Here is a 10,300-nt window from a genome sequence, read left to right on the forward strand (position 1 = left end):
CACAGGTGCACGATGCGGCCCGGACCACCTGGCCCCCCCCCCCCCCCCCCCCCCACCCCACCCCCCCCCCCCCCCCCCCCCCCCCCCCCCCCCCCCCCCCCCCCCCCCCCCCCCCCCCCCCCCCCCCCCCCCCCCCCCCCCCCCCGCCGCCGTCTCACCCCAGCCTCCGCAGCCCGGCGGGCGTGACCGCCAGGTCCACCGGGCGGTCGTGCGGTTCGGCCGGCACCTCGTCCAGCAGCTCGTGCTCGTAGAGCAGAACCGCCAGCACCGGCCGCGCGCCCGCCCGCCCCAGCCGGGCCAGCACCCGGTCGTAGCTGCCGCCGCCGCGGCCCAGCCGCAGCCCCCGCCGGTCCACCGCCAGGCCCGGCAGCAGCACCACGGAGGCCTCCGTGACCGCCTCCGGGCCGAGCCGAGGGCCGACCGGCTCCAGCAGCCCGCGTCCGGCCGGGGCCAGCTCCTGCGGGCCCCGGTAGGCGGCCCAGTCCAGGTCGTTGTCGGGCAGCAGTACCGGCAGCAGCACCCGTACCCCGCGCGCCCGCAGCGCGTCCAGCAACGGCCTGGTCCCGGGCTCGGCGCCCACCGACACGTACGCGGCCACGGTGGCGCCCGGCGCCGCCAGCTCCCCGGCGTGCCCGGCCAGCGCGAGCGCGGCCTCCGCGCGCCCCTCGGCGGAGAGCGCGCGGCGCCGGGTCAACAGCCGTGTCCTCAGATCGCTCTTCTCGTTGTGCATCGGATCCTCCGCAACTCTGTGCCGTCGAGCCGTGCCGCCGACCGGTCCCGCCGGCCGGCGCCATCGACGCGCAGAGCCTGACACGCGAAAGGGCGCCGCGATTGTCCACCCCGCTGCTGGTCCAGGCCCTGGCCGTGCTCAGCGCCCCCGCGCTGGCCGGCGCCACCGTGCTCGGGCTTCGGCTGCGCCGGGGCGGCGCCGAAGCCGCCGCCCGGCAGGAACGGCTGCGCGAGCGGATCGCCGAACTGGAGACCCGCTGCGCCGACCTGGAGCGCACCGCCTCCTGCGACCCGCTCACCGGCGTGTGGAACTACCGCCACCTGCAGCTCACCCTGGACCGCGAGATCGAGCGCGCCCGCCGCGCCGAGCGGACCGACCAGCCCGAAGGGCCGCGCCCGCTGGCCGTGCTGCTGCTGGAGATCACCGGCTTCGACGCGGTCGTCGCCGAGCACGGCCGCGGCCGCGCCGGCGCGGTGCTGCGCGACCTCGCCCAGCGGCTGGCGATGGAGATCCGCCGTTCCGACACCCTCGGCCGCTACAGCGGAGAGGAGTTCCTGGTGGTGCTGCCGGACACCGGCGCCGAGGGCGCCGCGCAGGTCGCCGAGCGCCTGGTCTGGTCGGTCCGCCGGCACCTGCTGCTCGACTGGTCCTCCGGCCCGCGCGAGTCCCGCCCGGCCCACGGCAACGGCCTCACCGCCGCCGTCGGCGTCGCCGTGCTGCCCGAGGACGGCACCCACGCCGCCGTGCTGCTGCGCGCCGCCGACCGCGCGCTCGCCGAGGCCAGGTCGGCCGGCGGCGACTGCTGGCGGGTCCGCCCGGGCCCCGGCGACCGGTCGGCGGCGCGGCCGGCCGCCCCGCCCGCCGCCGGTGCGCAGCCCAACGCGACTGCCGAGCGTGACCGTTCGGGAAAGCCGGGTAGTCTGTCGCCCTGTGCCGGCGGGGACCCCCTCGCCCAGCCGGTCAATTCCCATACGCCTGCCGCCGTGGCCGGGCCCCGCGACGTGCTGTCCTAGCCGTCGACCGCGCCCGGCCGGGCGAAAACGTGCCTGAGTAAGGTAAACGCATGACGACGACCAACTCCCGAATCCCGGTAACCAAGGCCGTGGTACCCGCGGCCGGACTGGGCACCCGCTTCCTCCCGGCAACCAAGGCCACTCCGAAGGAGATGCTGCCCGTCGTCGACAAGCCGGCCATCCAGTACGTCGTCGAGGAGGCCTCCTCCGCGGGGCTGTCCGACATACTGATGGTCACCGGCCGTAACAAGCGGGCCCTGGAGGACCACTTCGACCGCGCCTACGAGCTGGAGGAGCTGCTCGCCCGCAAGGGCGACGAGGACCGCCTGCGCCGGGTCCGCGAATCCGTCGAGCTGGCCAACATGCACTACGTCCGCCAGGGCGACCCGAAGGGCCTCGGCCACGCCGTCTCGGTCGCCGAGCAGCACGTGGCAGGCCAGCCCTTCGCCGTCCTCCTCGGCGACGACCTGATCGACCCGCGCGACCCGCTGCTCGCCCGCATGATCGAGGTCCAGCAGGAGCTCGGCGGCTCGGTCGTCGCCCTCATGGAGGTCGACCCCTCCCAGATCCACCTCTACGGCTGCGCCGCCGTCAAGGCGAACGGCTTCGGCGAGGACGTCTTCCAGGTGACCGACCTGGTCGAGAAGCCCGAGACGAACGAGGCCCCCTCGAACTACGCCGTCATCGGCCGCTACGTCCTCGACCCGCTGGTCTTCGACGTGCTGCGGGAGACCCCGCCCGGCCGCGGCGGCGAGATCCAGCTCACCGACGCCCTGCGCGAGCTGACCACCCGCGAGCCGGAGGCCGGCGGCCAGGTCCACGGCGTGCTCTTCAAGGGCCGCCGCTACGACACCGGCGACCGCGCGGACTACCTGCGCGCTATCGTCCGACTGGCCTCCGAGCGCGAGGACCTCGGCCCGGAGTTCCGCTCCTGGCTGCGCGAGTTCGTCGCCTCCGAGCTGCAGGACTGACACGACGACAGAGAGCGAGCCGCCGATGACCGGGTCCACCCAACACACCACCGGATCCGCCGCAGCCTGCTGCGACGGAACCACGGACCCGGCACCGGCGGCCCCCCGCCTCTGGACGGTGGACGAACACCTCTCCGACGTCCTGGCCGCGGTCGGCCCGCTGCCCGCCATCGAGCTGCAACTGCTCGACGCCCAGGGCTGCCGGCTCGACGAGGACGTCCTCGCCGACGGTGACCTGCCGCCCTTCGACAACAGCTCGATGGACGGCTACGCCGTGCGCACCGCCGACACCGCCGGCGCCACCGACCCGTACCCCTCGGTGCTCGCCGTCGTCGGCGACATCGCGGCCGGCGCGGGCGAACTGCCCCGGGTCGGGCCCGGCCAGGCCGCCCGGATCATGACCGGCGCCCCCGTCCCGCCCGGCGCCCAGGCCGTCGCCCCGGTCGAGTGGACCGACGGCGGCACCGGCACCGGGGTGCCCGCCGACGCGATGACCGCGCCCGTCGAGGACGAGGAGGTCCGCGTCCTGCGCCCGGTCGCCGAGGGCGCCCACATCCGCCACCGCGGCAGCGACGTCGCGGCCGGCACCAAGGTCCTGGGGGCCGGCACCCGGCTCGGCCCCACCCAGCTCGGCCTGCTCGCCGCGATCGGCCGCGCCACCGTCAGGGTCCGCCCGCGCCCCCGGGTCGTAGTGCTGTCCACCGGCAGCGAGCTGGTCCAGCCCGGCGAGCCGGTCGGCCCCGGGCAGATCTCCGACTCCAACAGCTTCACCCTCACCGCGGCCGCCCAGGACGCCGGCGCCATCGCCTACCGGGTCGGCGCCGTCCCGGACCAGGCCGACCGGCTGCGCGCCGTCCTGGAGGACCAGCTCGGCCGGGCGGACCTGATCGTCACCAGCGGCGGGGTCAGCGTCGGCGCGTACGACGTGGTCAAGGAGGTCTTCGAGTCCTACGGCGGCGTCGACTTCCGCAGGCTGCGGATGCAGCCCGGCAAGCCGCAGGGCTTCGGCCGGATCGGCGGCCCGGCCGGCGTGCCGCTGCTCGCCCTGCCCGGCAACCCGGTCAGCGCCTACATCTCCTTCGAGCTGTTCGTCCGCCCGGTCATCCGCACCATGCTCGGCGCCGCCGACGTCCACCGCCCGGTGGTCCGCGCGCTCTGCCCGGCGGCGCTGCGCTCCCCGGCCGGCCGCCGGCAGTTCCTGCGCGGCCGCTACTCGGCGGCGGACGGCACCGTCGAGCCGGTGGGCGGCGCCGAGTCGCACCTGGTGGGCGCCCTGGCCCGGGCGAACTGCCTGATCACCGTCCCCGAGGCCGTCACCGCCCTGCCCGCCGGCAGCGAGGTCGACGTGGTCCTGCTCGGTTCCTAGGACATGTCTCGCGGACCAGGCCCCTCCCACGGGGTGTGGCGGGGGAGCTGTACGGTAGCGCGGTATTCGACCTGCGTGCCCCTGGAGCCACCCGTGACGACACCTCCCCCCGGCGACCGCCTCACCCATGTCGACGACCAGGGCGCGGCCCGGATGGTCGACGTCTCCGAGAAGGCCACCACCGCGCGCACCGCCGTCGCGGCCGGCCGGGTCCGGGTCTCCCCGAAGGTGGTCGAGCTGCTGCGCGGCGAGGGCGTGCCCAAGGGCGACGCCCTCGCGGTGGCCCGGATCGCCGGGATCATGGGCGCCAAGAAGACCCCCGACCTGATCCCGCTCTGCCACCCCATCGCCGTCTCCGGCGTCACGGTGGACCTCACGGTCGCGGACGACGCCGTCGAGATCACCGCCACCGTGAGGACCGCCGACCGCACCGGCGTCGAGATGGAGGCGCTGACCGCCGTCGCGGTGGCCGGCCTCACCGTCATCGACATGGTCAAGGCCGTGGACAAGGGCGCTGCCATCGAGTCCGTCCGGGTGCTCAGCAAGACCGGCGGCAAGAGCGGCGACTGGTTCGCGCCGGAGGCGGGCGAGTGAACGGGCGGAGCGAGCTCACCACCGAGGGGTCCGGACGGATGAGGGCCCTTGCGGTCACCGTGTCCAACCGGGCCTCGGCCGGCGTCTACGAGGACAGGGGCGGCCCGCTGCTGGTGGCCGGCCTGACCGCGATGGGCTTCACCGCCGACGGCCCCCGGGTCGTCCCGGACGGCGAGCCGGTGGAGGCCGTCCTGCGCGAGGCCGTCGCGGCCGGCTACGACGTCGTGCTCACCACCGGCGGTACCGGCATCTCGCCGACGGACCTCACCCCGGAGATGACCGCCCGGGTGATCGACCGGCAGGTCCCCGGCATCGCCGAGTCCATCCGCGCGTACGGCCGGGAGAAGGTGCCGACCTCGGCGCTCTCCCGCGGGCTGGCCGGGCTCGCCGGACGTACCCTGATCGTCAACCTGCCGGGCTCGACCGGCGGCGTCAAGGACGGCCTGGCCGTCCTCGAACCGCTGCTCGTCCACGCCATCGACCAGCTCGGCGGCGGGGACCACCCCCGGCCGGACGCACCAGCTTCCGGGAGAACGCACTGAACGCCGGTTGGCCGGTAGAACTCCACGAGGGGGAGGTCGTGCTGCGCCCGATCCGGGCCCGCGACCAGCGCGAGTGGCAGGAGGTCAGCCTCCGCAACCGGGACTGGCTGCGCCGCTGGGAGGCGACCGTCCCGCCCGGTCCGGCCGGGCAGGCCGCCGGGCCGCGCCCGACGTTCCGGCAGATGGTGCGCTTCCTGCGCGGTGAGGGCTCGGCCGGGCGGATGCTGCCCTTCGTCGTGCTCTACAAGGGCCAGCTGGTCGGCCAGCTGACCGTGGGCGGCATCACCTGGGGCTCGATGTGCTCGGCGAACGTCGGGTACTGGATCGACGAGGCGGTGGCCGGCCGGGGCATCATGCCGACGGCCGTGGCGCTTTCCGTCAACCACTGCTTCCGCACCCTCGGCCTGCACCGGATCGAGGTCTGCATCCGCCCGGAGAACGGCCCGAGCCGCCGGGTGGTGGAAAAGCTCGGCTTCCGCTCGGAGGGAATCCGCCCGCGCTATCTCCACATCGACGGCGCCTGGCAGGACCACCTGGTGTACGCGCTGACCGCCGAGGAGGTGCCGGAGGGGATGCTGGAACGCTGGCGGTCGATCAGTTCAGGTCGCGAGTCAAGTAATTGAATATATGTTCGAAACAAATATCGATATGGCATCGTCGCGACGGCGGACTGGCACAAATACCGGCAAAATAGTCGGAGAATCAGCTTGATCACACGACACGCCGAGCCAAATTGCTGCCAGGCCTTCCCGGCGCCCGTACGGTGTGGATCGTGAGCAGTAGCGGCCTTATCTACGCCGTCATCGTAGGGGCCTGGGCCGCCTATCTGGTGCCGATGTGGCTCCGCAGGCAGGACGAACTCAACGAGGCGCGCCCGACGGAGCGCTTCAGCACCGCCATCCGCCTGCTGGCCGGGCGTTCGGGGCTGGAGCGGCGGGCAGCCCGGGCCCTGGGCGACGAACCGCGTGACGACGAGCACAGCAGCGACGGCCCTCCCGGACGGGACGGGGCCGCCTCCGGCGACCCCGCGGCGGACTCCGCGCCGCCCGCCGTGGGGCCCGAGTCCCCGCCCTCCGTCGAGCCTCCGCCCGCGCCGGTGCCCGCGTCCGCGTCCGCGTCCTCGCCCGCATCCTCGTCCTCGCCCGAGCGGGGCGCCCGGGGAGAGCGTCCGGGCTCCGCGCCGCACGGCGGGGCGCAGCGCCGGGCCCGGCTGCTGGCCCGCCGGCGTCGGATGGTCACCGCCCTCTTCCTGGCCTTCGCGCTCGGCGCCGTGGTCGCGGCGGTGGCCGGACTGGCCTTCCTCTGGGTCCCGGCCGTCCCGGCGATCCTCCTCACCCTGTACATCGGCCACCTGCGCAAGCTGGAGCGCCAGCGCTACGAGGTGAAGCTCGACCGCGCCCGGGCCGCCCAGGCGGCCGAGCGGCTGCGCAAGCGCGAGCAGCAGCGCGCCGCGGCCCGGAGCGTCCCGGCCGAGGCCGTTGACACCCAGGCTCACACCCAGGTCCACACCCAGGCCCACGTCCGGGCCCAGGCCCCGGTTCGTGCCCAGGCCCCGGCCGCCGAGGGGCGGGCCGGGCGCCGCCCGCATCTGCGGCTGGCCGCCGACCCCGGCGAGGCCGCCGTCTCCGCGCCGTCCGCCTCCGCGGTGGCCGAGGCGACCGAGCACGAGGAGTGGGTCGACGGCATGCGCGAGCGCGGCGCGGCCGGCCCGGACTCCTGGGAGCCGGTGCCCGTCCCGCTGCCGACGTACGTCACGGCGCCGGTCGCCCCCCGGGTCTCCCGCGGTCTCGACCTGACGGCCCCCGGCACCTGGACCGCGGGCCGCCCCGCCGAGTCCGCCCGCAACACCCCGCTGTTCGACCAGTACGCCGAACCGTCGGCCCCGGAGGCCCGCCCCCGCGCGGCCAACGAGTGACCTCCCCGGCCCCCGGACCAGCGCCGCATCGCCGGGGGTGGTCACGGCCCCCCTCCGGAAGGTGCTAGAGTTTCTTCTCGTTGGGGCTGTGGCGCAGTCCGGTAGCGCACCTCGTTCGCATCGAGGGGGTCAGGGGTTCGAATCCCCTCAGCTCCACCCAACGACTGTTCACGAGTCTGATTCGTGAGTGGTCACGAGATCCCGCTCGACCGATTCGGTCGGGCGGGATTTCTGCTTTGGGCGGGTCTGTTCGAGGCGGCGTGCGATGGCGATGGGGCTTCGTGACGTAGATCACGCGACTGCGCGGGCTTTCTCGGGGTCGGCTGAGCTGTTGCGGTCGTGCGGAAGCCGCCGTCGAGCGGCGGGCCAACGGCTTTGTGGGGTAGGCCACTTCGGGGTGTCTGCGAGTTGTTCGTCAGCTGTGCGGCGGGGGCAGGCCGTTGAAGTCTGCGGGGGCGGGCGTGAGGCCGTCGTAGTCCTCGATGCTGTTCGCCGCTGTCAGCCCGGGGCTGCTGGTGCGGAGCCGGTCCTGGATGGTCAACAGGTCGATCATGAAGACCATCAGGGCGAGCAGGACCGCTTGGGCGACGCGTCCGCCGGTACTGGAGAAGATCCGTGTCCCGCGGACAGGGCCGGGCAGGCCCCGGAAGACGCCCGACAGCGTGGCCGCCGACAAGGCCTACAGCAGCGGCCCGTGCCGCGCCTGCCTGCGCAGGCGCGGCATCCGGCACACGATCCCGGAGAAGGCGGACGGTCAGGCCGCCCGCCTGCGCAAAGGCTCACGCGGCGGGTGCCCACCGGCCTTCGACGAGAAGCGGTACAAGAAGCGCAACACCGTCGAACGGGCCATCAACAAGCTCAAGCACGCCCGAGCGGTCGCAACCCGATACGACAAGCGCGGATACGTCTACCTCGGCACCGTCACCGCAGCCGCTCTCGTCATCTGGCTCCGCGCATGATCGCCCGGACAGCTTTGCCTGGTACTCCAGCGAGAGTTCTCCATTGGGCCCCGCTCACCAGGCCACGGGCAGTGACCGCATCCCGTAGATGAACGACTCGGTACGGAACTCGCGCTCGCCGGTCAGCCGCAGCCCCGGCAGCCGGCGGAACAGCGTCTCCAGGGCGATCTGGAGTTCGGCGCGGGCCAGCGGCTGGCCCAGGCACTGGTGTACGCCGAAGCCGAACGCCAGGTGCCGCCGGGCGTCCCGGTCCAGGTCCAGCTCGTCCGTCGCCCGATGGCCGGCGCCGCCGAACACCGCCTCGTCCCGGTTGGCGGTGGAGAGCATCGCCATCACGCCCTCCCCGGCCCGGACGGTGACGCCGCCCAGCTCCACGTCCTCCAGCGCCACCCGGGGCAGGCCGGTGTGCACGATGGTCAGCAGCCGCAACAGCTCCTCCACCGCGCCCGGCAGGGTGGCCGGGTCGGCCAGGCCGGGGATCTGCTCGGGGTGCTCCAGCAGCAGCGCGGTCGACAGCGAGATCATGTTCGCGGTCGTCTCGTGCCCGGCGACCAGCAGCAGCACGCCCATGCCGGCCACGTCGTCCGGGGTCAGGTCGTCCCGCGCCGCGAGTCGGCTGAGGGCATCGTCCTCCGGTTGTGCGCGCTTGCGGGCCGTCAGGTCGCGAAGGTAGTCCCGGACCTCCTCCTGGGCCTCCCGGAGCTGCTCCACGGTGCTCTCCCGGCTGAGCATCGTGCGGCTCAGGTTCTGGAAGCGGTCGTGGTCCTCGTACGGCACGCCGAGCAGCAGGCAGATCACCAGCGAGGGCACCGGCAGCGCGAAGTCGGTGACCAGGTCGGCCGTGGTCCGGCCCGCGGTCATCCGGTCCAGTGCCTCGTCCACAATCCGCTGGATCTCCGGGCGCAGCGCCTCCACCCGCTTGACCAGGAATTCCCCGGTGATCATGCGGCGCTGGCGGGCGTGCTCGGGGTCGTCCAGCCGCAGGAAGTCCGGATTGTCGGTGATCAGCTCGCGAGCGCCGGCGACCAGCAGCGGGAAGGTCGGGTGGCGGATGTCGGCACTGAACCGGCGGTCGGACAGCACGGTGCGGACCTCGGCGAAGCCGGTGACCAGCCAGCAGAGGTCGCCGTCGGGCAGCTCGGCTCTGGTCACCGGCCCGGTGGCGGCGGCCTCGGAGTACGCGGGCGGCGGGCCGAACGGGCAGCCACCGGAGTGCCGGGCCGGCAGCGGGAGGACGGGGGTGGTGGATGCGGTGGTCAAGGCGGGGGTCTCCTCACGTCGCGGGTGTTCTCGTGGGGTTCGGGGCCCGGGAAGGTTCCCGGCGCGGCCTGCGGGGCCGGCGGCGGGGGTCCGTCAGGCCCCGGTCCGCGCGGGCTCGTCCCCGGTGACGGTGATCGCCCGGCCCGGACAGAGCTCGGAGGCGAGTCTGACGTCGTCGAACTGCTCGGGCAGCAGGACGGTCTGACGGAGTCTCACGAGACTGTCCCGGTCGTCCTGGTCGAAGACCGCGGGGGCGTTCATCACGCACATGCCGGAGCTACAGCAACGGTCCCGGTCGACGCTCACCTGCATGTCGGGCACCTTTCGCCAGGGCGGCGCCGGCTGCCCGGCGGCCGCCTCTCGTTGTCACGGTCAACCTAGCCGTCGCTGGTCCGTTCACGGAGGGGTACGGTGGCCGGATCGAGAATGGCTGACTCGGCCCCTGTGTGTGAACCCCCATTGCGGCGCAATGCGTTTCAACCGGCGGTACTTCGCCGGACGGGTCGGCGGACCAGGCCGCGCGGACGGCCTCACAAGAGCCTTCGGCGGTGGCCAACTCCCGTGCGGAGGCCACCGTGTCGGCCTCGGCGGCGCTCTTGTCCGGCCGGTAGCGCACCACCCGGGGTGAACCGCAGGGCCAGCCCGGCGGGGTAGCGGGGGCCGCGCTGGAGGCCGTCGAAGGCGACCTCGACGACCAGTTCCGGCCGGACCGGCACCGTCCGGGCGTCCCGCCCGGTCTCCCGGGCGAGCAACTCGGCGGTCTGCCAGGCGAGCGTCCGCTCGGTCAGCCCCTTGAAGGTCTTGCCGAGCATCACCCACGGGCCGAGCCCCGGCTCGGCGGGGGGGGGGGGGGGGGGGGAGGGGCTCGGGGGGGGGGGGGGGGCGGGGGGGGGGGGGAGGGGGAGGGGGGGGGGAAAGGAGAGGGGAAGGAAGAAAGGGCGGGAGAGGAT

General features: G+C 74.4%; 11 protein-coding genes, 1 tRNA gene and 2 pseudogenes. 9 read left to right on the top strand and 5 right to left on the bottom strand.

Translation table 11 applies throughout. The features are described 5' to 3' along the window. Positions 1-154 precede the first annotated feature (154 nt). Entirely contained in the window at positions 155-730 is a 576-nt protein-coding gene (locus AC07AL_RS21420; protein ID WP_363585356.1) for a 5-formyltetrahydrofolate cyclo-ligase, read from the bottom strand. Between the two features lie 101 nt (positions 731-831). On the opposite strand from AC07AL_RS21420, the gene AC07AL_RS21425 reads away from it, so the two are divergent. From AC07AL_RS21425 to AC07AL_RS21460, 8 genes are all read left to right on the top strand, one after another. Continuing rightward, on the top strand, positions 832-1,743 hold the full coding sequence (locus AC07AL_RS21425; protein ID WP_363585355.1) for a GGDEF domain-containing protein: 912 nt from the start codon (positions 832-834) through the stop codon (positions 1,741-1,743). 50 nt (positions 1,744-1,793) lie between these two features. Then, positions 1,794-2,714 (top strand): UTP--glucose-1-phosphate uridylyltransferase GalU, encoded by a 921-nt coding sequence (galU, locus tag AC07AL_RS21430; protein WP_363585354.1) that lies wholly within the window; start codon positions 1,794-1,796, stop codon positions 2,712-2,714. A 25-nt stretch (positions 2,715-2,739) separates the two neighbouring features. Continuing rightward, complete coding sequence (gene glp / locus AC07AL_RS21435; RefSeq protein WP_363585353.1) at positions 2,740-4,080, top strand: molybdotransferase-like divisome protein Glp; 1,341 nt, start codon at positions 2,740-2,742, stop codon at positions 4,078-4,080. Positions 4,081-4,233: 153 nt separating this feature from the next. Then, the gene (gene moaC / locus AC07AL_RS21440) at positions 4,234-4,674 is read left to right on the top strand and encodes a cyclic pyranopterin monophosphate synthase MoaC (RefSeq protein ID WP_363585407.1); all 441 of its coding nucleotides are present in this window, start codon (positions 4,234-4,236) and stop codon (positions 4,672-4,674) included. A gap of 38 nt (positions 4,675-4,712) precedes the next feature. Next, positions 4,713-5,216 carry a MogA/MoaB family molybdenum cofactor biosynthesis protein gene (locus tag AC07AL_RS21445; protein WP_363585352.1) on the top strand — a complete coding sequence of 168 codons (504 nt, stop codon included), beginning with the start codon at positions 4,713-4,715 and terminating at the stop codon, positions 5,214-5,216. Between the two features lie 38 nt (positions 5,217-5,254). After that, on the top strand, positions 5,255-5,839 hold the full coding sequence (locus AC07AL_RS21450; protein ID WP_400809521.1) for a GNAT family N-acetyltransferase: 585 nt from the start codon (positions 5,255-5,257) through the stop codon (positions 5,837-5,839). A 149-nt stretch (positions 5,840-5,988) separates the two neighbouring features. Further along, on the top strand, positions 5,989-7,131 hold the full coding sequence (sepX, locus tag AC07AL_RS21455) for a divisome protein SepX/GlpR (RefSeq protein WP_363585351.1): 1,143 nt from the start codon (positions 5,989-5,991) through the stop codon (positions 7,129-7,131). A gap of 82 nt (positions 7,132-7,213) precedes the next feature. Continuing rightward, positions 7,214-7,287 (top strand) — tRNA-Ala (locus tag AC07AL_RS21460). A 259-nt stretch (positions 7,288-7,546) separates the two neighbouring features. Here AC07AL_RS21460 and AC07AL_RS21465 read toward each other — a convergent pair. Further along, positions 7,547-7,807 (bottom strand): hypothetical protein, encoded by a 261-nt coding sequence (locus tag AC07AL_RS21465; RefSeq protein ID WP_363585410.1) that lies wholly within the window; start codon positions 7,805-7,807, stop codon positions 7,547-7,549. Between AC07AL_RS21465 and AC07AL_RS21470 the strand changes: the two are divergent. Further along, positions 7,728-8,090, top strand: a pseudogene (locus AC07AL_RS21470) (transposase); the annotation flags it as partial. The gene AC07AL_RS21465 and the pseudogene AC07AL_RS21470 overlap by 80 nt on opposite strands. 54 nt (positions 8,091-8,144) lie before the next feature. Here AC07AL_RS21470 and AC07AL_RS21475 read toward each other — a convergent pair. The 3 genes and pseudogenes from AC07AL_RS21475 to AC07AL_RS21485 all read right to left on the bottom strand — a co-directional run. Further along, positions 8,145-9,350 (bottom strand): cytochrome P450, encoded by a 1,206-nt coding sequence (locus tag AC07AL_RS21475; RefSeq protein WP_363585350.1) that lies wholly within the window; start codon positions 9,348-9,350, stop codon positions 8,145-8,147. Between the two features lie 93 nt (positions 9,351-9,443). Next, the gene (locus AC07AL_RS21480) at positions 9,444-9,662 is read right to left on the bottom strand and encodes a ferredoxin (RefSeq protein WP_359896573.1); all 219 of its coding nucleotides are present in this window, start codon (positions 9,660-9,662) and stop codon (positions 9,444-9,446) included. Positions 9,663-9,921: 259 nt separating this feature from the next. Further along, positions 9,922-10,174 (bottom strand): annotated as a pseudogene (locus AC07AL_RS21485) (ATP dependent DNA ligase); the annotation flags it as partial. Positions 10,175-10,300 lie beyond the last annotated feature (126 nt).

This window comes from Kitasatospora sp. NPDC043949 (assembly GCF_056435365.1).

Coding starts and splice junctions, on each gene's coding strand:
- AC07AL_RS21420 (WP_363585356.1), bottom strand. CDS start 730: ATGCACAACGAGAAGAGCGATCTGAGGACACGGCTGTTGACCCGGCGC.
- AC07AL_RS21480 (WP_359896573.1), bottom strand. CDS start 9,662: ATGCAGGTGAGCGTCGACCGGGACCGTTGCTGTAGCTCCGGCATGTGC.
- glp (WP_363585353.1), top strand. CDS start 2,740: ATGACCGGGTCCACCCAACACACCACCGGATCCGCCGCAGCCTGCTGC.
- AC07AL_RS21445 (WP_363585352.1), top strand. CDS start 4,713: ATGAGGGCCCTTGCGGTCACCGTGTCCAACCGGGCCTCGGCCGGCGTC.
- galU (WP_363585354.1), top strand. CDS start 1,794: ATGACGACGACCAACTCCCGAATCCCGGTAACCAAGGCCGTGGTACCC.
- moaC (WP_363585407.1), top strand. CDS start 4,234: ATGGTCGACGTCTCCGAGAAGGCCACCACCGCGCGCACCGCCGTCGCG.